Origin of the sequence: Streptomyces sp. NPDC088730, from assembly GCF_044751215.1 — a bacterium.
Taxonomy (GTDB): Bacteria; Actinomycetota; Actinomycetes; order Streptomycetales; family Streptomycetaceae; genus Streptomyces.
In genome coordinates this window covers 163,566-186,156 of sequence record NZ_JBIVLK010000011.1, presented here as the reverse complement: position 1 = coordinate 186,156, position 22,591 = coordinate 163,566, and the positions used below count along the sequence as shown (strand labels likewise).

General features: G+C 71.8%; 20 protein-coding genes. 10 read left to right on the top strand and 10 right to left on the bottom strand.

Translation table 11 applies throughout. The features are described 5' to 3' along the window. The first annotated feature begins 6 nt into the window (after positions 1 to 6). On the top strand, positions 7 to 684 hold the full coding sequence (locus tag ACIP89_RS28055; protein WP_401925393.1) for an endonuclease V: 678 nt from the start codon (positions 7 to 9) through the stop codon (positions 682 to 684). Positions 685 to 763: 79 nt separating this feature from the next. After that, positions 764 to 907, top strand: coding sequence for a morphogenic membrane protein MmpA (mmpA, locus tag ACIP89_RS28050; protein WP_401925391.1), 144 nt, complete (start codon positions 764 to 766; stop codon positions 905 to 907). Between the two features lie 28 nt (positions 908 to 935). Here mmpA and ACIP89_RS28045 read toward each other — a convergent pair whose 3' ends face one another. Then, on the bottom strand, positions 936 to 2,126 hold the full coding sequence (locus ACIP89_RS28045) for a saccharopine dehydrogenase family protein (protein WP_401925388.1): 1,191 nt from the start codon (positions 2,124 to 2,126) through the stop codon (positions 936 to 938). Positions 2,127 to 2,356: 230 nt separating this feature from the next. Between ACIP89_RS28045 and ACIP89_RS28040 the strand changes: the two genes are divergently transcribed. The 4 genes from ACIP89_RS28040 to ACIP89_RS28025 are packed head-to-tail and all read left to right on the top strand — an operon-like array spanning position 2,357 to position 8,163. Continuing rightward, a complete protein-coding gene (locus ACIP89_RS28040; RefSeq protein ID WP_402117378.1) occupies positions 2,357 to 3,517 on the top strand; it encodes a CaiB/BaiF CoA transferase family protein in 1,161 nt (386 codons plus the stop codon). After that, on the top strand, positions 3,517 to 4,659 hold the full coding sequence (locus tag ACIP89_RS28035; protein ID WP_401927644.1) for an acyl-CoA dehydrogenase family protein: 1,143 nt from the start codon (positions 3,517 to 3,519) through the stop codon (positions 4,657 to 4,659). Before ACIP89_RS28040 ends, ACIP89_RS28035 begins: the two co-directional genes overlap by 1 nt. Positions 4,660 to 4,709: 50 nt before the next feature. Continuing rightward, a complete protein-coding gene (locus ACIP89_RS28030; RefSeq protein ID WP_401927646.1) occupies positions 4,710 to 5,924 on the top strand; it encodes an acetyl-CoA C-acetyltransferase in 1,215 nt (404 codons plus the stop codon). Positions 5,925 to 5,955: 31 nt separating this feature from the next. Then, positions 5,956 to 8,163: a 3-hydroxyacyl-CoA dehydrogenase NAD-binding domain-containing protein gene (locus ACIP89_RS28025; RefSeq protein ID WP_402117376.1), complete on the top strand. Its 2,208-nt coding sequence runs from the start codon at positions 5,956 to 5,958 to the stop codon at positions 8,161 to 8,163. 30 nt (positions 8,164 to 8,193) lie between these two features. Here the strand turns inward: ACIP89_RS28025 and ACIP89_RS28020 are convergent, their stop codons facing one another. Beyond that, positions 8,194 to 8,925 carry a MerR family transcriptional regulator gene (locus ACIP89_RS28020; protein ID WP_402117374.1) on the bottom strand — a complete coding sequence of 244 codons (732 nt, stop codon included), beginning with the start codon at positions 8,923 to 8,925 and terminating at the stop codon, positions 8,194 to 8,196. A gap of 237 nt (positions 8,926 to 9,162) precedes the next feature. Here ACIP89_RS28020 and ACIP89_RS28015 point away from each other — a divergent pair, with 237 nt between their 5' ends. Both ACIP89_RS28015 and ACIP89_RS28010 read left to right on the top strand, forming a co-directional pair. Continuing rightward, entirely contained in the window at positions 9,163 to 9,639 is a 477-nt protein-coding gene (locus tag ACIP89_RS28015; protein WP_402117373.1) for a macro domain-containing protein, read from the top strand. Positions 9,640 to 9,725: 86 nt separating this feature from the next. Continuing rightward, positions 9,726 to 10,382 (top strand): TetR/AcrR family transcriptional regulator, encoded by a 657-nt coding sequence (locus ACIP89_RS28010; RefSeq protein ID WP_402117372.1) that lies wholly within the window; start codon positions 9,726 to 9,728, stop codon positions 10,380 to 10,382. A 16-nt stretch (positions 10,383 to 10,398) separates the two neighbouring features. Here ACIP89_RS28010 and ACIP89_RS28005 read toward each other — a convergent pair whose 3' ends face one another. After that, positions 10,399 to 12,399 carry a PQQ-binding-like beta-propeller repeat protein gene (locus ACIP89_RS28005; protein ID WP_402117370.1) on the bottom strand — a complete coding sequence of 667 codons (2,001 nt, stop codon included), beginning with the start codon at positions 12,397 to 12,399 and terminating at the stop codon, positions 10,399 to 10,401. Positions 12,400 to 12,901: 502 nt separating this feature from the next. Here ACIP89_RS28005 and ACIP89_RS28000 point away from each other — a divergent pair. Then, complete coding sequence (locus tag ACIP89_RS28000; protein ID WP_402117368.1) at positions 12,902 to 13,789, top strand: polysaccharide lyase; 888 nt, start codon at positions 12,902 to 12,904, stop codon at positions 13,787 to 13,789. A gap of 18 nt (positions 13,790 to 13,807) precedes the next feature. Here ACIP89_RS28000 and ACIP89_RS27995 read toward each other — a convergent pair whose 3' ends face one another. The 7 genes from ACIP89_RS27995 to ACIP89_RS27965 form a co-directional block, all read right to left on the bottom strand. Beyond that, positions 13,808 to 14,773: a formylglycine-generating enzyme family protein gene (locus ACIP89_RS27995; RefSeq protein WP_402117366.1), complete on the bottom strand. Its 966-nt coding sequence runs from the start codon at positions 14,771 to 14,773 to the stop codon at positions 13,808 to 13,810. Continuing rightward, positions 14,770 to 15,693, bottom strand: coding sequence for a Gfo/Idh/MocA family protein (locus tag ACIP89_RS27990; RefSeq protein WP_402117364.1), 924 nt, complete (start codon positions 15,691 to 15,693; stop codon positions 14,770 to 14,772). Before ACIP89_RS27990 ends, ACIP89_RS27995 begins: the two co-directional genes overlap by 4 nt. Further along, positions 15,690 to 16,538 carry a carbohydrate ABC transporter permease gene (locus tag ACIP89_RS27985; protein ID WP_402117363.1) on the bottom strand — a complete coding sequence of 283 codons (849 nt, stop codon included), beginning with the start codon at positions 16,536 to 16,538 and terminating at the stop codon, positions 15,690 to 15,692. Before ACIP89_RS27985 ends, ACIP89_RS27990 begins: the two co-directional genes overlap by 4 nt. Beyond that, the gene (locus ACIP89_RS27980; RefSeq protein WP_401925359.1) at positions 16,535 to 17,386 is read right to left on the bottom strand and encodes a carbohydrate ABC transporter permease; all 852 of its coding nucleotides are present in this window, start codon (positions 17,384 to 17,386) and stop codon (positions 16,535 to 16,537) included. Before ACIP89_RS27980 ends, ACIP89_RS27985 begins: the two co-directional genes overlap by 4 nt. A 212-nt stretch (positions 17,387 to 17,598) precedes the next feature. Beyond that, positions 17,599 to 18,852, bottom strand: a complete 1,254-nt coding sequence (locus ACIP89_RS27975; RefSeq protein ID WP_402117362.1) for an extracellular solute-binding protein — start codon at positions 18,850 to 18,852, stop codon at positions 17,599 to 17,601. Beyond that, a complete protein-coding gene (locus tag ACIP89_RS27970) occupies positions 18,849 to 20,219 on the bottom strand; it encodes a sulfatase (RefSeq protein ID WP_402117360.1) in 1,371 nt (456 codons plus the stop codon). The genes ACIP89_RS27975 and ACIP89_RS27970 overlap by 4 nt, the downstream gene beginning before the upstream one ends. Further along, positions 20,216 to 21,259 (bottom strand): hydroxyacid dehydrogenase, encoded by a 1,044-nt coding sequence (locus ACIP89_RS27965; RefSeq protein WP_401925352.1) that lies wholly within the window; start codon positions 21,257 to 21,259, stop codon positions 20,216 to 20,218. The genes ACIP89_RS27970 and ACIP89_RS27965 overlap by 4 nt, the downstream gene beginning before the upstream one ends. Before the next feature lie 118 nt (positions 21,260 to 21,377). On the opposite strand from ACIP89_RS27965, the gene ACIP89_RS27960 reads away from it, so the two are divergent. Next, positions 21,378 to 22,550, top strand: a complete 1,173-nt coding sequence (locus ACIP89_RS27960) for an ROK family protein (protein WP_402117358.1) — start codon at positions 21,378 to 21,380, stop codon at positions 22,548 to 22,550. Positions 22,551 to 22,591 lie beyond the last annotated feature (41 nt).

Genomic DNA, 22,591 nt, shown 5'->3' with positions numbered 1-22,591 from the left:
GGCACCATGACAAGTCTTCAGATGCCCGCCGACGAGGCCGCCGCCCGCGCCCTCCAGGACTCCCTGCGCGCCCGGGTGGTGCTCGACGAGCCGGGGCCGCCGCCCGGCACCGGACGGGTGACCGGTGTCGACGTCGCCTACGACGACGAGCGCGACGTCGTCGTGGCCGCGGCCGTGGTGCTCGACGCGGCCACCCTGGACGTGGTGGCCGAGTCGACCGCCGTCGGCCGGGTCACCTTCCCGTACGTGCCCGGACTCCTGGCCTTCCGCGAGATCCCCACGGTGCTGTCGGCGCTGGAGTCCCTGCCGGCCGACCCGGGCCTCGTCGTCTGCGACGGATACGGTCGGGCGCACCCGCGCCGCTTCGGGCTCGCCAGCCATCTGGGGGTGCTCACCGGGCTGCCGGTCATCGGCGTGGCGAAGAACCCGTTCACCTTCTCGTACGAACAGCCCGGACCGCGTCGCGGCGACTGCTCGCCGCTGCTCGACGGGGACGAGGAGGTGGGCCGGGCGCTGCGCACCCAGGACGGCACCAAACCGGTGTTCGTCTCCGTCGGCCACCGCACCGGCCTCGACAACGCCTGCGCGCACACCCTGCTGCTCGCCCGCGACTTCCGCCAGCCCGAGACCACCCGCCGGGCGGACGCGCTCTGCCGGCGGGTGCTGCGCGAGGCGACCGGCTGAGGGCGGTGCGGGCGGGGGCGAGGGCGTCTGAGTACCCGTACGGATAGCGTTCGACGATCATGGTCGGCACTCTGGACACATGAACGTACCTCGCACACCCACCCGAACCGCACCCCTCCATCCCCCTCGGCGCCGTGCGGAGGCGGGCATGCTGATCGGGGGTGCGGTGGCGTTCGTCTGGGCCGGGGCGATGCTCTACACACTCGCCTCATGGATCTTCTAGTGCCGCCCCGCCCGGCCGTCGCGGCGCGTCAGCGGACCGCCGCCACCCGGAACCGCAGGCCGGACGCCCGAAGGCGTTCCCCCAGCGCGTCGCCCATCGCGACGGCCGTGGTGACCTGCCCCGACACCGCCGGCAGCTCGTCCAGCGCCAGGCACAGCGCGGCCTCCGCCAGCATCCGGGCCGTCTCGCCGTAGCCCGGATCGCCGCCCGACACCTCGGTGAGCACCCGGCGGCCGCCGCCCTCGCCGACGAACCGGACCGTGAACCAGCTGCGGTGCCTGCGCTCCGCGTCCGGGCCCGCGCCGGGCTCGTACCGGCTCATCAGCCACGCCCGCGCCGCCGGGACCTGTGCCGCGCCCAGCAGGGCGCCCATCGCCGCCGTGCCGCCCAGGGCCACCGGGAGGTGCTTGACCGAGGCGTAGTGGCGGTAGCGGAAGTCGGGGCCGTAGCGGGGCAGGGCGCTGGCGGAGCGCTTCACGAGCTGCCCGTCGATCGTCGGCAGCGGCAGCGCCCAGGTGCCGGTCTCCGTGCTGAAGCGCGGCCCGCCGAGCGGTGCGCGGGCGCGGCGGCCGACCAGGCGCGGCTCGTGCAGCCGGCGCTCCCGCGCGGCGCGCACCATCTGGGGGCCGCGGCTCATCGTGTTGAGCGCGGAGGCGAACGTACCGCCGGAGAAGGCCGCGTTGCTGCGGACGAAGCCGTCGATGCGCAGGGGCACCCCCTCGGGCAGCTGCTGGACCGTGAAGTACACCCCGAGGTCGTGCGGTACGGAGTCGAAGCCGCACGCGTGCACGATCCGGGCGCCGGTCTCGCGCGCCCGTGCGTCGTGCTCCAGATAGACCCGGTCGATGAACTCCGGCTCGCCGGAGAGGTCCGTGTAGTCCGTCCCCGCCTCCGCGCAGGCCGCGACCAGTTTCTCGCCGTACCAGATGTACGGGCCGACCGTCGTGGCCACCACGTGGGTGGACTCGGCCAGTTCGCGCAGCGATCCGGCGTCGTCCGCGTCGGCGTGCAGCAGGGGGATGTCCGCGCAGGCGGGATCGAGGGAGACGAGGTGATTGCGCAACTGCTCCAGTTTGGCGCGATTACGACCGGCCAGGGCCCACCGGCAGCCCTCGGGCGCGTGTGACGCCAGGTATTCGGCGGTGAGGACTCCCACGAATCCCGTGGCACCGAAGAGGACTACGTCATAGGGGCGTTGTGCCCCGCTCTGCCTGTTCACGAGTGCCTCCGCACGGGCCGGCGCCGATGTAGCAGCCAGAGGTTAGCGGAGGCGGACGTGGCGGTGCGCGGCCGGGCGGGTTCCGTGGTGCAGGATCGGCCGAAAAGATCACCCGCTCCCCAATTGCCAGGCCCGCTAAGCGCTTGCTCGGCCGAAAGGGTTGTGCGGAGCGCGGTCCGTTCTTAGCATCATCGGTGTTACATCGGTTGTGTCATACCGCTGGGGGCTTGATGGCAACAGCAGGGAACGGCGCGCACGGCCCCCGGGGCCCGCTCGCCGGAGTACGGGTGGTCGAGCTGGCGGGCATCGGGCCCGGTCCGTTCGCCGCGATGCTCCTGGCCGATCTGGGCGCCGACGTGGTGCGGGTCGACCGGCCCGGCGGCGCCGGGCTCGGCATCGATCCGGCCCACGACCTCACCAACCGCAACAAGCGCTCCGTCCTCGTCGACCTCAAGGCCGAGGGCGGCCCGGACACGGTCCTGGACCTGGCCGGACGCGCCGACATCCTGATCGAGGGCTACCGGCCGGGCGTCGCCGAGCGGCTGGGGGTGGGCCCCGACGCCTGCCTGGCGCGCAACCCGCGCCTCGTCTACGGGCGGATGACCGGCTGGGGCCAGGACGGGCCGCTGGCCGAGCGGGCCGGGCACGACATCGCCTACATCGCGCTCACCGGCACCCTCTCCGTGATCGGGAAGCCGGACGAGCCGCCCACCGTCCCGGCCAACCTGCTCGGGGACTACGCGGGCGGCTCGCTGTACCTCGTCGTCGGCGTGCTCGCCGCCCTCCAGCACGCCCGCACCCCCGGCGGCTCGGGCCAGGTCGTGGACGCGGCGATCGTCGACGGCACCGCCCATCTCGCCATGATGATCCACGGGATGCTCGCGGCCGGCGGCTGGCAGGACCGGCGCGGCTCCAACCTGCTGGACGGCGGCTGCCCGTTCTACGGCTCGTACGAGACCGCCGACGGCGAGTACATGGCGGTCGGCCCGCTGGAGCAGCGGTTCTACGCCGAGTTCACCGAGCTCCTCGGCATCGGGGAGACGGCGCCGGACCGCGGCGACCTCTCCCGCTGGGACGAACTGCGCGAGGTCGTCGCCGCCCGGTTCCGCACCCGCACCCGCGCCGAGTGGACCGAGGTGTTCACCGGCTCCGACGCCTGCGTGGCGCCGGTCCTCTCGCTCCGCGAGGCACCGCACCACCCGCACCTCGCCGCCCGCGCCACCTTCGTCGAGCACGGCGGACTCACCCAGCCCGCGCCCGCGCCCCGGTTCTCGGCCACCCCCGCCTCCGTGCACAGCGGCCCGGCCCGGCCGGGCGCCGACACGGAGGCCGTCGCCGCCGACTGGGACGTACCGGCCCTGCGGACCACCCGGAAGGACACCACCGACTGATGCAGCGGCAGATCTTCACCGAAGAGCACGACGCGTTCCGCGAGGCCGTCCGCACCTTCCTGGCCAAGGAGGTCCTCCCGCACTACGAGCAGTGGGAGAAGGACGGCATCGTCTCGCGGGAGGCCTGGCGCGCGGCCGGCCGCCAGGGGCTCCTCGGCCTCGCGGTGCCGGAGGAGTACGGGGGCGGCGGCAACCCCGACTTCCGCTTCAGCGCCGTGCTCGCCGAGGAATTCACCCGCGCCGGCGCCCCCGGGCTCGCGCTCGGCCTGCACAACGACATCATCGGCCCCTACCTCACCGGCCTCGGCACAGCGGAGCAGAAGCGGCGCTGGCTGCCCGGGTTCTGCAGCGGCGAGACCATCACCGCCATCGCCATGACCGAACCCGGTGCGGGATCCGACCTCCAGGGCATCCGCACCACGGCCGAGGACAAGGGCGACCACTGGCTGCTCAACGGCTCCAAGACCTTCATCTCCAACGGCATCCTGGCCGACCTGGTCGTCGTCGTGGCGAAGACCACTCCGGAGGGCGGCGCGAAGGGGCTCTCGCTCCTCGTCGTCGAGCGCGGTACGGAGGGCTTCGAGCGCGGCCGCAACCTCGACAAGATCGGCCAGAAGTCCCAGGACACCGCCGAGCTGTTCTTCAACGACGTCCGTGTGCCCAAGGAGAACCTCCTCGGTGAGCGGGACGGCGCCTTCATCCACCTGATGACCAACCTGGCCCAGGAGCGGATGGGCATAGCCGTCGCCGGAATCGCCGCCGCCGAACACCTGCTGGAGATCACCACCGAGTACGTCAAGGAGCGCGAGGCCTTCGGGCGGCCGCTCGCCAAGCTCCAGCACATCCGGTTCGAGATCGCGGAGATGGCCACCGAGTGCGCCGTGACCCGCGCCTTCCTCGACCGGTGCATCGTCGACCACTCCGAGGGAACGCTCGACGCCGTGCACGCCTCGATGGCCAAGTGGTGGGCCACCGAACTGCAGAAGCGGGTGGCCGACCGCTGCCTCCAGCTCCACGGCGGCTACGGCTACATGACGGAGTACCGGGTGGCCAAGGCGTTCACCGACGGCCGCATCCAGACCATCTACGGCGGAACGACCGAGATCATGAAGGAGATCATCGGCCGCTCGCTGCTCGCCTGACCCCGCTCGCCGAACCCCTGTCGCGCCACCACCCCCGAAAGGCAGCTGTCTTGAGTACCGAAGCATTCGTCTACGACGCGATCCGCACCCCGCGCGGCCGAGGCAAGGCCAATGGCGCCCTGCACGGCACCAAGCCGATCGACCTCGTCGTCGGCCTGATCCACGAGCTCCGAGGCCGCTTCCCGGGCCTGGACCCGGCGGCCATCGACGACATCGTCCTCGGCGTGGTCAGCCCGCTCGGGGACCAGGGCTCCGACATCGCCCGCATCGCCGCCATCGCGGCCGGCCTCCCGGACACCGTCGCGGGCGTCCAGGAGAACCGCTTCTGTGCCTCGGGCCTGGAGGCCGTCAACCTGGCCGCCGCCAAGGTCCGTTCCGGCTGGGAGGACCTCGTCCTCGCGGGCGGCGTCGAGTCGATGTCCCGGGTGCCGATGGGCTCGGACGGCGGCGCGTGGGCGATGGACCCGATGACCAACTACGAGACCGGCTTCGCGCCGCAGGGCGTCGGCGCCGACCTCATCGCGACGATCGAGGGCTTCTCGCGCCGCGACGTCGACGAGTTCGCCGCGCTGTCGCAGGAACGGGCCGCCGAGGCGTGGAAGGACAACCGCTTCGCCCGGTCCGTCGTCCCCGTCAAGGACCGCAACGGTCTCGTCGTCCTCGACCACGACGAGCACATGCGGCCCGGCACCACCGCCGACTCCCTCGCCGCGCTCAAGCCGTCGTTCGCGGCCATCGGTGAGATGGGCGGCTTCGACGCCGTGGCCCTTCAGAAGTACCACTGGGTGGAGAGGATCGACCACGTCCACCACGCGGGCAACTCCTCCGGCATCGTCGACGGCGCGGCCCTGGTCGCGATCGGCTCGAAGGAGATCGGGGAGCGGTACGGGCTCACGCCGCGCGCCCGGATCGTCTCCGCGGCCGTCTCCGGCTCCGAGCCCACCATCATGCTCACCGGACCGGCGCCCGCGACCCGCAAGGCACTCGCCAAGGCCGGGCTCACCATCGACGACATCGACCTCGTCGAGATCAACGAGGCCTTCGCCGGCGTCGTCCTGCGCTTCGCCAGGGACATGGGGCTCTCCCTCGACAAGGTCAACGTCAACGGCGGCGCCATCGCGCTCGGCCACCCGCTCGGCGCCACCGGCGCGATGATCCTCGGCACTCTCATCGACGAACTGGAGCGCCGGGACCAGCGCTACGGACTGGCCACCCTGTGCGTCGGCGGCGGCATGGGCGTCGCCACCGTCATCGAGCGTCTCTGACCGTTCCCCTTCCTACGGAGAAGACAGACACATGACCGAGAGCACGACCATCCGCTGGGAACAGGACGAGACCGGCGTCGTCACCCTCGTACTCGACGACCCCGACCAGTCCGCCAACACGATGAACCAGGCCTTCAAGGACTCCATCGCGGCGATCGCCGACCGCGCCGAGGCCGAGAAGGACACCATCAGGGGCATCATCTACACCTCCGCGAAGAAGACCTTCTTCGCGGGCGGCGACCTCAAGGACATGATCAAGGTCGGTCCGGAGAACGCCCAGGCCGCCTTCGACACCGGCACCGCGATCAAGAGGTCGCTCCGCCGCATCGAGACCCTCGGCAAGCCCGTCGTCGCCGCCATCAACGGGGCCGCCCTCGGCGGCGGTTACGAGATCGCCCTCGCCTCGCACCACCGCGTCGCCCTCGACGCGCCCGGCTCCCGGATCGGCCTGCCCGAGGTCACCCTCGGCCTGCTCCCCGCGGGCGGCGGGGTCACCCGCACCGTACGCCTGATGGGCATCGCGGACGCGCTGCTCAAGGTCCTCCTCCAGGGCACCCAGTACACCCCGTCGCGCGCCCTGGAGAACGGCCTGGTCCACGAGGTCGCCGCGACCCCCGAGGAGATGCTCGACAAGGCCCGCGCCTTCATCGACGCCAACCCCGAGTCCCAGCAGCCCTGGGACGTCAAGGGCTACCGGATCCCCGGCGGCACCCCCTCGAACCCCAAGTTCGCCGCCAACCTGCCGGCCTTCCCGTCCAACCTGAAGAAGCAGCTGAACGGCGCCCCGATGCCCGCGCCGCGCAACATCCTGGCCGCGGCCGTCGAGGGCTCCCAGGTCGACTTCGAGACCGCCCTGACCATCGAGGCGCGCTACTTCACCGAGCTGGTCACCGGCCAGGTCTCGAAGAACATGATCCAGGCGTTCTTCTTCGACCTCCAGGCCGTCAACTCCGGCGCCAGCCGCCCCAAGGACATCGAGGAGCGCCAGGTCCGCAAGGTCGCCGTGCTCGGCGCCGGGATGATGGGCGCCGGCATCGCGTACTCCTGCGCCCGCGCGGGGATCGACGTCGTCCTCAAGGACGTCTCCGCGGAGGCCGCCGCCAAGGGCAAGGCGTACAGCGAGAAGCTGCTCGACAAGGCGCTGTCCCGGGGCCGTACGACCGAGGCCGAGCGCGACGGGCTGCTGGCCCGCATCACCCCGACCGGCGACCCGGCCGACCTCGCGGGCTGTGACGCCGTCATCGAGGCCGTCTTCGAGAACACCGCGCTCAAGCACCAGGTGTTCCAGGAGATCCAGGACATCATCGAGCCCGACGCGCTGCTCTGCTCCAACACCTCCACGCTGCCCATCACGGCCCTGGCCGAAGGGGTCTCGCGCCCGGCCGACTTCATCGGGCTGCACTTCTTCTCGCCCGTCGACAAGATGCCGCTGGTCGAGATCATCAAGGGCGAGAAGACCGGCGACGAGGCCCTGGCCCGCGCCTTCGACCTGGTCCGCCGGATCAAGAAGACGCCGATCGTCGTCAACGACTCGCGCGGCTTCTTCACCTCGCGCGTCATCGGCCAGTTCATCAACGAGGGGGTCGCGATGGTCGGCGAGGGCGTCGAGCCCGCCTCCGTCGAACAGGCCGCCGCCCAGGCCGGATACCCGGCCAAGGTGCTCTCCCTGATGGACGAGCTGACCCTCACCCTGCCCCGAAAGATCCGTGACGAGACCCGCAGGGCCGTCGAGGAGGCGGGCGGCAGCTGGGCCGGCCACCCCTCGGACTCGGTCATCGACCGGATGGTCGACGAGTTCGGCCGCCCCGGACGCAGCGGCGGCGCGGGCTTCTACGACTACGACGAGAACGGCAGGCGCACCCGCCTCTGGCCCGGCCTGCGCGAGCACTTCGGGCGCTCCGGGGGCCGTTCCCCGGGTGGGCACAGCACCCAGCCGGACACGGACATCCCGTTCACCGACATGCAGGAGCGGATGCTCTTCTCGGAGGCCCTGGACAGCGTCCGCTGCCTGGAGGAGAACGTGCTGATCTCCGTCGCGGACGCCAACATCGGCTCCATCATGGGCATCGGCTTCCCGCCGTGGACGGGCGGCGTGCTCCAGTACATCAACGGCTACGAGGGCGGCCTGCCCGGCTTCGTGGCCCGCGCCCGGGAGCTCGCCGGACGGTACGGGGACCGGTTCCTGCCGCCCGCGCTGCTCGTCTCGAAGGCGGAACGGGGCGAGACCTTCCACGACTGAGGCCGCCGGGCCGCGTTCACCCCGCTCACCTCACTCGGCGGTGAACGCGGCCCGCAGCTCCTCCTTCAGCGACCGCTGGAAGGCGGTCACCAGCGCCTGGAGCACCATCGGCTGCATGTGCGCCGACAGCGACTTCATCGCCTTGAGGTGCTCCGGATCCGACTCCCGCTCGCGGTACGGACTCCACACCTCGTCCCGGAAGAGCCGGGTCAGCTCCTGGGCGGCCGAGCGGGTGTGCTCCAGCAGGACCGTACGGGCGGCCAGGATCGTCTCGTGCGCGATCGGCACGTCGAGCAGCTCCACCCCGAGCCGCAGCAGTCCCGGATCCACCCGGTAGGGGGCCTCGCCCGGATCGGCCCGTTCCAGCACCCCCATCGCGGCCAGCCGGTCGAGGTCCTGCCCGGTCAGTGCCCGCCCCGCCCGGCGTTCCAGCTCCGGCCGGGTCACGTCCTCCGCCGAGTCCGGTGCCCAGGAGGCCACCAGCGCCCGGTGGATCGCCAGGTCCTGGGCGCTCAGATCGGGCGGCAGCTGCTCCAGGTAGCGTTCGATCGCGGCGAGCGTCATGCCCTGGTGCTGGAGCTCCTCTATCAGCGCGAGCCGGGAGAGGTGGCCGTGCCCGTAGTGCCCCACCCGGCGCGGCCCGATCACCGGCGGCGGCAGCAGCCCCCGGGTGCTGTAGAAGCGCACCGTGCGCACCGTCACCCCGGCGCGAGCGGCCAGCTCGTCGACCGTGAGCGTCGGCTCCTCTGTACCGGTCGCCATCTCTGCTCCTCGTGTCCGACGCCGCGGATGAACTGCCGGGCGTGTGCGTCGATCAGGTTCAACAGTATTGCTGTCTCACCACTGTTGTGAAAGTGCCCGGCGGAGCGCGAGGTGATCCCACCGTCGCCGCCGGGGCGGGGCACGAGGCCGTCACCGCGCCACGTCTTTCCTGCCGTATCCCGGAGCCGGTGCACGCGGACTCCCCGAATCCGCCCCTCCCGCTCGTACGCTGGTGCGATGACCGAGATCGTTTACGTACGGGGGGACGCCACCGCCCCGCAGGGCAAAGGCGTCAAGCTGATCGCCCATGTCTGCAACGACCTGGGCGGCTGGGGGAAGGGCTTCGTCCTGGCCGTCTCGCGCCGCTGGCCCGAACCGGAGGACCGGTACCGCACCTGGCACCGCGAACGGGCCGGCAACGACTTCGGGCTCGGCGCCGTCCAGTTCGTCCGGGTGAGTCCGTACATCTGGGTGGCGAACATGGTGGGCCAGCGGGGGATGCGCACCGGCAGCCAGGGGGTGCCGGTGCGCTACGAGGCGATCGACACGGCGCTGGACACGGTGGCCGGCAGGGCCCTTGAGCTGGGCGCCTCGGTGCATCTGCCGCGGATCGGCTGCGGGCTGGCGGGCGGGAAGTGGTCCCGGATCGAACCCCTGCTGGAACAGCGGCTGTTGAGCCGGGGGATCGAGGTGACGGTGTACGACTTCGACTGACGCGGAAGTAACAGAGTGACAGGACCCAGCTCTCTGTTGCGGCGCCACTATGGTGGACCCGAACCGGCACAGAGCGGGGAGGTCCCATGGCCGCACGGAGCACGGACGAGGCGCTGCTGGCTGGGGCGCTGGACGGGACGCCGCCCTCCGACGCCCTGAGCGAGCAGATCCTCGACGCCGCGCGTGAGCAGTTCATGACCTTCGGGCTGCGCCGCTCCACCGTCGACGACGTCGCCAAACGGGCCGGGGTCTCGCGCGTGACCGTCTACCGGAGGATCGGCAACAAGGACAGCCTCGTCTCCGCCTGCCTGCTGCGCGAGTACCGGCGCTTCCTCGTGGAGGTGGACGAGGCGGTGGCCGCCCTGCCCACGACGGAGGACCGGCTCGTCGAGGGCTTCACCGCGGTGCTCCGGCACATCCGCGAGCATCCGCTCATCGGCGGTCTGCTGAGGCTGGAGCCCGAGACCATGCTGCCGTTCCTGACCCTGGAGAGCGGACCGGCCCTCCTCGCCATCCGCGGGTACCTGGCGGACCGGCTGCGCGACGCCCGGCGCGCGGAGGGCCGTCCGGCCAGCGATCCGACACCGGTCGCCGAACTGATGGTGCGGATCACCGTCTCCTTCCTCCTCAACCCCGTCAGCTGTTTCCGGCTGGACGACGACACCCAGGTGCGGGAGTTCGCCCGGCGCTATCTGGTGCCGCTGCTCGCTCACCGTTCCGCGGACCGCCCGCCCGGTCGCTGAGGCGCCGGGACCGGGATCAGCGCCGGTCGTCGATCCGGACCAGGTTCGTACCGCGCAGGGTGTAGAGGTGCCCGTGCTCGTCGTGGTTCAGGTGCGGACCGCTGTACCAGCCGCCGTTGATGCCGGACACCACGGTGCTCGCCGCGAAGGTCCTGCGGTCGAACCGGAACAGGGTGGTGTCCGACACCCCGTACACGACACCCCTGTTGGTGACCATCGCCGCGAATCCGGGCGAGACCTCCTTGAGGTCGGCGGTGTGCACCACCCGTCGGCGGGGGACGTCGATGACGAAGAACTCGCCGCGCCTGGACAGTCCGTACAGATGCCTGCCCAGGACGGTCATCGCCGCGACGCCCCCCTGCTGGTCCAGGTCGAGTCGCCACAGCTCCCTGCCCCCGCGCGGGTCGAAGGCGACGACCGTGGCGCGGGGGCCCTGGTCCTGGAGGTTGTCGCCGCCGAGGAACGCCACCCCCTGCCGGGTCGCGACCGCCCTGATGAGCTGGCGGTCGTCGACCGGGTTGACGTGGATGGCGGACCGCCCGCTCGCCGGGTCGTACGTCCACAGCGAGCCGCCTCCTTCGGTGTCGGACTGCACGCCGACGAGCAGCAGGCCGTGGTGCGGATCCCAGCAGGTGTCCAGCGGGCGGTTCTGTTCGGCGGCGAAACTCGCCACCTGGTGGGGGAGCCGTCCGCCGGCGGGGTCGTACGACCAGATCCCCTGCGCGTTGTACTGGCCGGTGTACAGCACACCGTCCACCACCTCGGCGTCCTTCGCCTCGCCGGGAACGCGGAACCTGACCACCTCGCCGGTGCGCACGTCGTGGCGGGCGATGGTGCCGGTGCCGCCCGTGTACACGTACCCCCCTCCAGCGGCGATCCCCATCCCCAGCTGCGGCCCGGCGGGAGCACCGGCCTCGCCCAGGTCGGTGACGACGGCGGTGCGGGCCGTCAGGTCGATCTCGGCCACGAATCCGTAGGCGGAGACGACCACCAGCGTGCCGTCCCGGTGATCCACCCCCCAGACCTCGCCGAGGTCGAGGCCCTCGGCGTCGATCCGGCTGATCTCACCGGTGGTCATGGAGTAGGCGTGCGCGCCCGTCTCGTCGGAGAAGTACACGGACGTCGTGTCGGCGGCCATGGTCTTGACCATGTTGCCCCCGGCGGACGTCACGGTGTACGAGGAGTAGTCGGCCAGGTCCATCACGGCCAGCTTGGCCGGACCGCCGGACGCGGAGGTGCCGATCACCAGGCTGTCCCCGAGGACGGCCAGTTCACGCACGGACGGATCCGTCTCGAACTCCTTCGGCACGATGGAGGTGAACGTCTTCGTGGCGCGGTCGAAGGCGAACAGCGAAGCCCTGCTCGCGTCACCGCCGCCGGACAGCACGCTGCCCGCCCCGAAGAAGACCGTGCTGTCGGTGGCCGCGACGGCCCTGGCCAGGGTGGCCTTGGGGTCGGGCACGCCCAGGCTGGTCAGGGCCCCGGTGGCCGGGTCGTACTCCCAGAGGGCCGGCGGGACGCCCGGGAGGCCGCCCACCGAGTAGACCTTGCCGTCCGGTGCGACGGCCAGATCCCGGACGTCCGTCTCGCTTCCGGTCCGCCCCAGCGTCACGGCGGCCTCTGCCGGGTTGTCCAGGTCCCACCGGAAGAGGTTCGGCTCGCCCTTCTTCTTGGACAGCACGCCGGCGTACAGGTACCGGCCCGTCGGATCGGCCGCGAGGGCGGAGACCGTCGAGCCCGCCGGCAGGTCGGTCCGCGAGACCACGGCGCGGGTCGGCAGGTGGAAGCCGATCACGCGGGCCGGGCTCAGATTGCGGGACCCGATGTAGACGGTGTCACCGACCAGCAGGCCGCTCATCAGGGAGAACTGGACGACGGCGGGCCCGAGGTCGGTGACGGTGGTGCGCGCCCCGGCGGCCACCGCCTGAGGGGCCAGGGTCGCCGCCGCGGTGGTGAGCCCGGCCGCACCGGCGAACCGCAGGACCTGGCGCCTGCTCGGTGACGGGAACTGGTGCATGGGAACTCCTCGATGTTCGGCGGTGCGCTCGTGGCGGAGGCGGGGCGGGGCGGCGGAGCAGCCGGGAGACGGGGTTCGCCGAGCGCCTGAGGCGTGGCGGGGGCCATCTGGCGGGAGGCGCGCCGTCGGGGCCGACCGCGCTGCCTGGAGCGGAAACCTGCCAGGCCATCGGCCTTTTGTCAATGACAAAAGCATCTTTTGAACTCAGGCCAGGGGGTACATCTCCCTTGCCGGGCAAGGGCATTGACCGGCCCTCAGCGACCGTGCGAACATCCGCTGCCAACGCCCCGCAGCCACGGACCGGCCGACGGACGACGGGGACACCCGGCTGTCCCGGCCCTCGCCCGGGGTTCCCACGGATCCCCGGCGCCGCACCCTGCCGGGCAGCTGACCCGGGGCCCGCCGCGACGCCCGCCGCCGCGCTCACCGGCCTTTCCACCGACTCGCCGGCGCACCGCCGGAACCGGCCCGCACCCCGCACACCTCGCGGAAAGAGAGCTCCATGACCACCACACCCACCGCCACCACCCCCGGCCCGGACGGCGCACCTCGGGCGAAGGGCCGCCGTCTGTCGCGCAGCGCGCGGCTCGGCTGCGTCGCCGTCCTTGTCGCGGGCACCGGCGCCCTGATGCCCGCCGCTGAGGGGGCTTCCGCTGAGGCCACGGCCCTTCCGGCCGGCTGCGCGGACTCCGTCACCGGGAAGACCGTCTTCAGCGACGGATTCGAGGGAACCGCGCCCGACTTCGGGTTCGTGAAGCACCGCTACGACGGCACCGGCGCCACCAGTTCCATCCGGTCGGCAACCTCGCCCGTCCTGGACGGCAGCGGTTCCGGCAGATTCACCGTCCCCGGCGACGGGAAGTCCTGGCGGTCCGAGGTCGCCAACGACGCCCTGGGCTACGGTGCCTACCGGTTCAGCTTCTCCGATTTCCTGCCCACCGACTGGGAATGGTCCAACTACGACACCATCCTCGCCCAGTGGCACGGCAAACCGCTGGCCGACGGCTCGGACACCAACCCGCCCATCGCCCTCTCGGTACGCAACTCCGAGTGGCTGCTCAGCGTGTTCCACCTGGAGAACCCGGACGACACCACCCCCGTCCGGCGGTCGTACTCCCTGGGCCCCGTCACGCGCGGCGTCTGGAACCACTGGACCTTCGACATCGACTGGTCCACCGCAGACCACCCCGGCACGCTCCGGGTGTGCCGCGACGGGGTCCAGCTCGTCGACGACTCGGGGGAGAACAACTACCACCAGCCCGCCGAGCCCTACTTCAAGCTCGGCGTCTACCGGCCGTCGTGGAACCCCGCCAAGGGCCGCGACTATCCCGTCGGCGTCTCGGTCGTCGACGTGTACGACGACTCCGTCTCCGTGACCGGTCTCGGCTGACGCCGGCGGGCCCGCTGCTCAGCCGGGGGCGGCCACGCAGCGGAAACCGATGTTGCCGGCGCTGCTGTCGGGTGTGTTGGAGCTGCGCGCGTCCACGCGGTAGCGGAAGCAGTAGCTCTCGTGGCAGAGGTAGGAGCCGCCGCGCATCGCCTTGCGCTCACCCCTCGGCGGCCCGGCCGGGGAGGTCCGCGGACCGGTGATGTGCCAGCTGGGATGGAACCAGTCGGAGCACCACTCCCATACATTCCCGCAGGTGTTGTACAAGCCGTATCCGTTGGGCTCGTACGCGTCCGCGGGAGCCGTCCCCAGGTAGCCGTCCGCGCCGCTGTCGCGCGTGGGGAACTCGCCCTGCCATACGTTCATCCGGTGCACGCCGTCGGGTTCGCGCTCGTCGCCCCACGGGTAGCGGGCCTGGACCAGACCGCCTCGGGCCGCGTACTCCCACTCGGCCTCCGTGGGGAGTCGCTTGCCCGCCCATCTGGCGTAGGCGCGTGCGTCGCGCCAGGTGACATGGACCACCGGGTGGTCCATCCGGCCGGCCAGATCGGATCCGGGTCCTTCCGGCCGGCGCCAGTCGGCGCCCCTGACCTCGTACCACCACGGCGTTGCCGGTACGGGGCGCGCCCCGCGTGGGTGCTCGGGCAGGAACGCGGCGAACACGAAGGAGGTGCCGAACCGCTCCGCCAGTGTGACCCAGCCGGTCGCCTCGGTGAACTCGGCGAACGCGCTGTTCGTGACCGCCGTGGTGTCGATCCGGAAGGGGGCCAGTTCCACCTCACGCACCGGGCCCTCGCCGTCGGCCGGGTAGCCCTGCCCGTCGTCGGTCCCCATCAGGAACCTGCCGCCGGGCAGCAGGGCCATTCCGTTGCGCGAGGGTTCCACGGGGCCGTTGAGGTCCTCCGTGGCCGGCCGGGGCTGCGGTACGGGCGGTGCCTGCGCCCCGGCCTCCCGGCTCGCTGCGCAGCACGACGCGTCACTGGTCACGGGCGCACCTCCCCGTCCGGGCGGGGAAGCCGCACCGGCGCACCGGTGAGCCGGCTGCGGTGGGCCGCCTCGACGACGGCCACGATGTCGAGGACTTCGGCCTCGGGGACGTTCGGGACGCCCGTCCGGCAGCTCTCGACGATCGATGTGAGCAGGCCGGTGAGCATGGCGGGCCCGGCCTCGATGGCGAAGGCGCGCCCGCCACCGGGGCCGTCGAGGCGCCCGGTCGTCGACGGGGACCACTCCGCGTCACCGCCCAGGGTCGCGACGCGTCCGTCGGCCCAGGTCAGTGACGTGCGCCCGGCGTCCGTGGCGTCGACCGCGACGCATCCGGGCCCGAGGGCCGCGACCGCCAGATCCACCAGGTGCACTCCGTACCAGGCCAGGAACGGGTGGCCGGGCTGGGTCGGCAGCGGCCCCGTCAGATCGATGCGGTCGATGTCGCCGGAGCCGAGCGCCTGCCGGAACTCGGGCGTGAAGCGCTTCGGCGAGCCGGCCAGCGGCAGACAGGCGTGCTGACGCGCCGTGGCCAGCATCGCGCGGGCGTCGGCGAGCGCGAGGGCGAACCGGGTGTCCACGTAGACCGGCTTGCCGAACGCCGCGAGCCGGGTGAAGTACCCGTGGTGGGTGCGGGCGTCGGAGGCGACGACCAGCAGCGCGTCGCAGCGCCCGGCCACCTCCTCGGGGCTGGAGCACAGCGGAACTCCCAGCTCCGTCACCTCGCGGGCCAGGGCGTCGACGCGGTCCCGGCCGAGCGGGAAGTCCGCGGCCGGCACGCCCTTCCACGCCGCCGTCACGGTGGCGCCGGGCACGGTGCCGGTGACCCCGTCCCCGAACAGCCGGGTGAAGGACGGTGCGTGCGGCGAGTCGACGCCGATGAGCCCGAGCCGCAGGGGCGCGGGCGCCGGTGCGGGCGTCATCCCTTCACCCCGGAGGAGACGACACCGGCGACGATGTGCCGCTGGAGCACGACGAAGATCACCAGGCAGGGAAGGAAGCTGATGCACGCGGCGGACATGATGCCCGCCGTCGACACCGTCTCGGTGTGCAGGGTGGCGAGTCCGACGGTCAGGGTGCGTGCCTCGTCGGTCTGGCCCACGACCAACGGCCACAGCAGGTCGTTCCAGTGCCACAGGAAGACGAAGATGGCGAGCGTCGCGAGCACGGGCCGGATCAGCGGCAGCACGATCCGGCTGAAGGTGCGCCACTCGCCCGCCCCGTCGATGCGCGCCGCGTCGAACAGCTCGTCGGGCAGGTCGCGGACGAACTGCCGGATGAGGAAGACGGCCTGCGCGTTGGCCAGGGTGGGCATGATCAGTCCCCAGAGCGTGTTCACCCCGTCCAGGCGCGCGACGAGGATGAACGTCGGGATGAGGGTGGCCTGCATCGGCACCATCAGGGTGGCGACGATCGCCCACAGCAGGGCGTTGCGTCCGGGGAACCGCTTGCGCACCAGGGCGTAGGCGGCCATGGAGGACGTGAGCAGGATGACCACGACCGAGACGGCGGAGTAGGCGAGGGAGTTGAGCAGCCAGCGGGGGAAGTCGCCCACCTCGAAGACGCGGGTGATGTTGTCGAACGTCAGCGAGTCGGGGAACGCCTGCGGAAGGGTGGGGGCGTCCTCCGGCGACAGCGCGAGGACGATCACGGCGAGCAGGGGGCCGACGGTGAACAGCGAGATCAGGGTGAGCGCGAGGGCCGGCAGCCACCTGCGGGGCGGGCGGGCGTCCGGGCGCAGGCCGAGCGCGGTGGACGGCGTGGTCACGTGGTCTCCTTTTCGTCGATGAACCGTCGCTGCACGAGGGACAGGACGAGCACGATGGCGAAGAGGACCATGCCGATCGCCGAGGCGTAGCCGAAGTCGAGGAACTTGAAGCCCTCGTCGTAGAGGAAGTAGATGAGGCTGCTGCTGGCCCGGTTGGGGCCGCCGCCGGTCATCACGTAGATGGTGTCGAACACCTGGAAGCCGGTGATCGTCTCGATCACGAGGACGAAGAACAGCACCGGCCTGAGCAGCGGCAGCGTCACGTACCGGAACGCCTGCCGGCTGTTCGCCCCGTCCAGGCGCGCCGCCTCGTGCACCTCGGCGGGCAGCGCCTTGAGCCCGGCGAGGAAGACGAGCATCGAGTAGCCGAACCCCTTCCACACCGAGACCAGGGCGAGGCAGGACAGCACGAGCAGTTGGTCACCGGAGAGGAACGGTACCGGCCCGATTCCCCCGAGTCCGCCGAGGGCCGCGTTGAGCGGCCCGTCACTGGCGAAGATCCAGGACCAGATGATGCCGGCCATCACGAACGAGCTCAGATACGGCAGGAAGAGCAGGGCTCGGAACGTCCCCTGGAAGCGCACCAGTTTGTTCAGGAGCAGTGCGCCAGCCAGGGAGACCACGATGATGAGCGGGACGAAGATCAGCACATAGGTCGCCGTCACCCCGAGGCTCTTCCAGAAGAGCGGATCCGAGGACAGCCGGGTGTAGTTCTCGGCCCCGAGCCACGACACGTCCCCGTTGAGGCGGTAGCGCGTGAGGCTCATGGCGCCGGCGCCCGCGATGGGCAGGAATTTGAACACGGCGAAGATGACGACGGTCGGCAGGACGAACAGGAGGCCCGTCATCGCCTCCCGGCGCTTGAGCCGGCGGCGGGCCGCATGGCCGCCCGGAGACGGAGACGGAGACGGAGACGGGGCCGGGGGTGTCGGGGGAGGTATCGTGCCGCTCTTCGGGACATGGCTCGGGGTGTGCACGGACATGGCGACCTATCGGTGTGGAGAGACGGACCGGGGGAGTCCGGTACCGGGCGGGGACCGGACTCGCTGCGCTGGCTGCGTCAGGACCGGGAGAGCAGCTCCCGCGCTTCCTTCGCTGCCTTGTCCAGGGCCTCCTCCGGCGAGAGATCACCGCCGAGCGCGGCCTGGATGCCGGGTGCCAGGGACGCCATCACCTGGCGCGCGGCGGGCGAGGACTCACCGGGGTTGGCGAACCGGAGCGCTTCGTTCAGTACCTGGTAGTCGGGTCCCGTGCTCGGCGCCTCGACGTCGGTGCGGGTGGGGAAGCTGCCCGCGGCGGCGTTGAGCGACTTCTGCGTGGCGGGCGAGCTCAGGTAGGCGAGCACGTCGTAGGCGGCGTCCCGGTTCTCGTCCTTGCTGATGGAGGTCAGGGAGAGCAGGCCCGGGTTGCCATAGGTCGCGCGGACCTTGCCCTGGAGGGGCAGGCCGAGCGACACGTTCTTCGCGCCCAGTGCCGCCCGCATCTGGTCGAGTTCCGGCAGGGACGTGACGGGCCGCATGGCGACCTTGGAGGCGGCGATGGGGGCGCCCTGCACGGCGGGGCCCTCGGTGGCGGCGTCGGCCGGCAGGCCGCCCGCCTTCTTCAGGTCGACGAGGAACTGGAGGGCGGAGACGCCCGCCGCGGAGTCGAAGGCGACATCCTTGCCGTCACCGCTGAAGACCCGGCCGCCGGCCTGCCAGAGCAGCGGGTAGAAGGAGAGGTTCAGCGTCTGCTCCGGGCTGCCGGCGTAATCCATCACGGCGACGCCCTTCTTGGCGAGCACCGGTGCGGCCTTGCGCACGTCGTCCCAGGTCTTCGGGAGTCCGAGCCCGGCGTCGGCGAATATCTTCGTGTTGTACGCGGTGCTGTTGATGTTCTGGAAGATCGGTACGCCGTACAGCTCGCCGTCGATGGTGGCGGCCTTGAGGGTCGCGGGGAAGAAGGCCTTGCGCTCCTTGGCGACGGCGTCGTCGACGGGCAGCAGCCCCCGCACCTTGTTGTAGGTGGCGGCCTGGTCGGGCGTGATCAGCACGATGTCCGGACCGGTCCCGGCGGCGAGCGCGGCGGAGATCTGTGCGTCGCGCTTGTCGAAGGTCTGGAGTTCGATGTTCAGATCGATGCCGGGGTGCGTCTTCTCGAACGCGGACTCCGTCCGTTCCCAGAACTTCTTGCTCGCGGCCTCGTCCTTGATGACCGGGTACATCCACACCGTGACGTGCGACTTGCCGTCGTCGGCACCCGACGCCGAGCAGGCGGAGGCGGTCAGGGTGGCCGCGGCGGCGACGGCCACGCAGCGAAGCAGTCTCGTGCTCATGCTCGTTCTCTCTTTCGTTGTGCGGCGCCGGCCAGCGCGGCGAGGGCGTCCACGTGGCGGCCCAGTAGGGGAGGGGCGGTCAGGAGCGGGTCGTCGACGTCGCGCATCCACTGCGACAGCGCGCGGGCGAGTTCTTCGCGGACGCCGGCGCAGGCGGGGTCCTCCGCACGGTTGTCCCGCTCGTGGGGATCGCGCACGAGGTCGTACAGCTCGACGGTCGGGCTGGTCTCCACCGTGGGCCCCCGCAGATCGGCGGGGAGGCTGCGGCGCACCCAGGACTGGGTGGGGTCCATGGCACGCGGGGCGTTGGCGAAGTTGACGACCAGCTTGTGCGAGGCGGAGCGGACCGAGCGCTTGGGGTCGTAGTAGATGTGGTGGGTGAGCTGGCCGAAGGTGTGGGTCCGTGCGGCCGTACCGCTCTCCACGACCGGAACCAGGCTGCTGCCAGGCAGTCCGGCGGGGGCCGGCAGGCCCACGAGCCCGAGCAGCGTGGGCAGTACGTCGACGTGGCTGACCATCTGCGTGACGCGGCGCCCGGCCCATCGCACGCGGCCGGGAGCGCGTACGAGGAGGGCGACCTCCAGGCCCGGGTCGTAGAGGGTGCACTTCGCGCCGGGCAGCGCGAGTCCGTGGTCGGTGGTGAACACCACGACGGTGTCGTCGCTCAGACCGAGCGCGTCGAGGCGGGCCAGTACCCGGCCGACGCCCTCGTCCATGTGGCGTACGGCGCCCTGGAGTTCGGAGATCTCCTCGCGGGCTCCCGCGTCGTCCCGGAGGTAGGCGGGGACGGTGACCCCGAGGGAGCTGTCCGGGCTCACGGTGTCGCCGAGGAAGCCCATCACGCCGGGGCGGTCGTCGCGGGCCGGTGTGCGGTGCGGCTCGTGGAAGCCGACCTGGAGGTAGAACGGAGCGTCCGCGGCGGCCGCCCGGCCGAGGGCTTCGGCGGTCCGCTCGACGACCGTGTCCCGGTCGCCGCCGGAACGCACCCGGTCGAACCCCAGCCGCTCGGCGACGACGTCGTCCGCCAGCACCCTGGACTCGTGGTGCACGCCGATCAGTTCGGTGCTGTATCCGGCCGCCGACAGCCTGCCCGCGAGGTGGGACGAGGGATCGGTGAGGTCCCAGCCGAAGGGGTCGTGGGTGAGGCCGAGCACGCCGTTGGTCTGCGGATAGGTGCCGGTGAACAGCGAGGCCCGCGCGGGGCTGCAGTGCGGGGCGGTCGCGAACGCCGACTCGAACAGTGCCGATTCGGCGGCGAGGGCGTCCAGATGAGGGCTGACCACGGTGGGGACCCCGTACGCTCCGAGGAAGCGCCCCAGATCGTGGCAGTGGATCAGCAGGATGTTGCGTGCGCCGGTCCGGGTCATCCCATCCTCGCCAGGTCCTCGCGCGTCAGCGCGTGCTCCAGGGGCCGTCCGGCCAGGAAGCGGCCGATCTCCTCCGTGACGATCTGCCCGGCGCGCCGCCGTGAGTCCGAGGTGGCGCCCGCGATGTGCGGTGTCAGCAGCGCGTTCGGCAGGCCGCGCCAGCGGTCGTCGACGGGCAGCGGCTCACTGGTGAACACATCGAGCGCGGCGTCGATCCGGCCCGAGGCGACCTCCGCGAACAGCGCGTCCATGTCCACCACGGAGGGCCGTGCGGTGTTGACGAACAGCGCCCCGTCCCGCATCGCCGCGATCTCCCGGGCGCCGATCATCCCGTGGGTCTCCGGGGTCGCGGGGGCGTGCACGGCGATGACGTCACTGGTGGCCAGCAGGTCGGTCAGCCCGGTACGGAGCTCGGTGAGCGGGTCGCCGGACGGGATGTACGGGTCGTGGACACGGACGTCGGCGCCGAGCGCCCGGCACATGCGGATGTAGTGACGGCCGGTGCGCGAGGCACCGACCACGCCGATGCGCGCCCCGCTGATCTCGCGCCCGCGCCGGGTCTCCCTGGCCGCGTCCCAGTCCAGGCCGGAACGCAGGGCGTGATCGTGGCGGTGGGTGCGGCGCAGCAGGGAGAGCGTCAGCCCGAGGGAGAGCTCCGCCACGGCGGGAGCCATCGCCGCTCCCGCCTGGGACACGGGCAGGCCGGCCGCCCAGAAGTCGTCGCTCACCAGCCAGTGGATCGAGGACGCCGCGTGCATGACGAACCGCAGATCGGGGGCGAGCGCGAGGCGGGCGGCGTCGAGCCGGGGGAACCCCCAGGCGGTCACGAGTACGTCGACGCCGTCGAGCGCCCGGCCGAACGCGCCGGGCGTGTGCAGTGCGAGCGGCTCGCTCTCGGTGATCTCGCCGAGAGCCGCCAGCGCGCCGAGCGTCGGCGGCGGGAAGAACGCTGCCCGTTCCCCGGGCGCGACGCTCAGGTGAATCCGGATGGGCGAGCCCTGGGGATGTCGCCCCTGACCCGTTCCGAGGTGCTCATTCATGGTGTGGAAGCTAATCAGCGTACTTACTTCTGTCAATGACCGAATAAATTACACTGGGCCTCGCAACAGACCCCAGAGGGGTGCCCGTCCGCCGGACCGCCAGGAGGAAACGCCAGTCATGAAGCCACGCGCCGGGAGCAAAGCCCTGATCCGGGAGATCAACGAAGCCCTGGTTCTCGACGTCGTGCGGGTGCGCCGCCCGGTCGCCAGGGCGCGGATCGCGACCGAGACGGGACTGAGCCCGGCCACCGTCACCGGGATCACGGCCCGGCTGCTGGGCGCCGGGCTGCTCACCGAGGCCGAGGCCGGACGCAGCACCGGAGGCCGGCCCGCCCGGCTGCTCGATCTGAGCAGCGACGGGGTGCTGGCGGCCGGGGTCAGGCTGTCGAGCACCGAGGCCTATGTGGTGCTGGTCAACATGCGCGGGGACGTCGTCGCCTCGCATCAGGAGCAGCTCACCTCCACACGGCCGGAGGACGCCGCGGAGACCATCGCCCGCGCCGTGCGCTTCACGACCGGGAGCAGGGCCTCGGCCACGCTCGTCGGCGTCGGGGTCGCCGTGTCGGGCGTCGTCGACCAGCAGAGCGGAATCGTGCGCCACAGCGGCTCGATGGGCTGGGAGAACGTCGCCTTCCGGCGCCGGCTGGCGTCCCTGATGGACACCCCGGTCGTCCTCGACAGCTACGTCAACTCGGTGGCCTCCGGGCTGCTGCTCTTCGACGGGGGGCTCGGCGGCCGCAACCTCGTGATCTTCAGCGTCGGGGAGAGCCTGGGTGCCTCCGTGGTGGTGAACGGCAGCATCCACCGCGGCTTCAACGGGACCGCGGGCGGCTTCGCCCACTCCAGCGTCGGCACCGGCAGCGCGCGTCCCTGTCACTGCGGGGCCGAGGACTGTCTGGAGACCTGGTCCAGCCGCTGGGGAATCGAGCGCGAGCTGGAGAGGCGCGGGGTGGCGCCGGGCAGTCTCGCCGGAGGCGATGACGTCATCGAGAGCGCGGCGGACCGGCTCGGCGCCGCCGCGGCCAACGCCGCCAAGATGTTCGGCCCCGAGGGCGTCGTCATGGCGTTCACGCCGGAGATGAACATCCCGGCGCTCACGGCCCGCACGGAACAGGTCTTCCGCGGCCACTACGCCCACAACGCCACGCCGCACCCCACGCTGGAGCTCACCGCGACCGGCCCGTTCGACCACGCGTCCGGCGCCGCCCACACCGTGCTCGCCCAGCTCTTCACCGCCAGCACATCCGACGCCGCGGCCGGCGACTCCCTGAGCGCGGCGGCGGTCGGCTGACCCGGGCGGACCGGCGCCACCGGGGTACGGCGGCCGGCCGC

Bases quoted from the DNA above. Each gene is read 5' to 3' on its own strand.
- ACIP89_RS28055 (WP_401925393.1), top strand. From the start codon at position 7: ATGACAAGTCTTCAGATGCCCGCCGACGAGGCCGCCGCCCGCGCCCTC.
- mmpA (WP_401925391.1), top strand. From the start codon at position 764: ATGAACGTACCTCGCACACCCACCCGAACCGCACCCCTCCATCCCCCT.
- ACIP89_RS28040 (WP_402117378.1), top strand. From the start codon at position 2,357: ATGGCAACAGCAGGGAACGGCGCGCACGGCCCCCGGGGCCCGCTCGCC.
- ACIP89_RS28035 (WP_401927644.1), top strand. From the start codon at position 3,517: ATGCAGCGGCAGATCTTCACCGAAGAGCACGACGCGTTCCGCGAGGCC.
- ACIP89_RS28025 (WP_402117376.1), top strand. From the start codon at position 5,956: ATGACCGAGAGCACGACCATCCGCTGGGAACAGGACGAGACCGGCGTC.
- ACIP89_RS28020 (WP_402117374.1), bottom strand. From the start codon at position 8,925: ATGGCGACCGGTACAGAGGAGCCGACGCTCACGGTCGACGAGCTGGCC.
- ACIP89_RS28015 (WP_402117373.1), top strand. From the start codon at position 9,163: ATGACCGAGATCGTTTACGTACGGGGGGACGCCACCGCCCCGCAGGGC.
- ACIP89_RS28010 (WP_402117372.1), top strand. From the start codon at position 9,726: ATGGCCGCACGGAGCACGGACGAGGCGCTGCTGGCTGGGGCGCTGGAC.
- ACIP89_RS28005 (WP_402117370.1), bottom strand. From the start codon at position 12,399: ATGCACCAGTTCCCGTCACCGAGCAGGCGCCAGGTCCTGCGGTTCGCC.
- ACIP89_RS28000 (WP_402117368.1), top strand. From the start codon at position 12,902: ATGACCACCACACCCACCGCCACCACCCCCGGCCCGGACGGCGCACCT.
- ACIP89_RS27990 (WP_402117364.1), bottom strand. From the start codon at position 15,693: ATGACGCCCGCACCGGCGCCCGCGCCCCTGCGGCTCGGGCTCATCGGC.
- ACIP89_RS27980 (WP_401925359.1), bottom strand. From the start codon at position 17,386: ATGACGGGCCTCCTGTTCGTCCTGCCGACCGTCGTCATCTTCGCCGTG.
- ACIP89_RS27975 (WP_402117362.1), bottom strand. From the start codon at position 18,852: ATGAGCACGAGACTGCTTCGCTGCGTGGCCGTCGCCGCCGCGGCCACC.
- ACIP89_RS27970 (WP_402117360.1), bottom strand. From the start codon at position 20,219: ATGACCCGGACCGGCGCACGCAACATCCTGCTGATCCACTGCCACGAT.
- ACIP89_RS27965 (WP_401925352.1), bottom strand. From the start codon at position 21,259: ATGAATGAGCACCTCGGAACGGGTCAGGGGCGACATCCCCAGGGCTCG.
- ACIP89_RS27960 (WP_402117358.1), top strand. From the start codon at position 21,378: ATGAAGCCACGCGCCGGGAGCAAAGCCCTGATCCGGGAGATCAACGAA.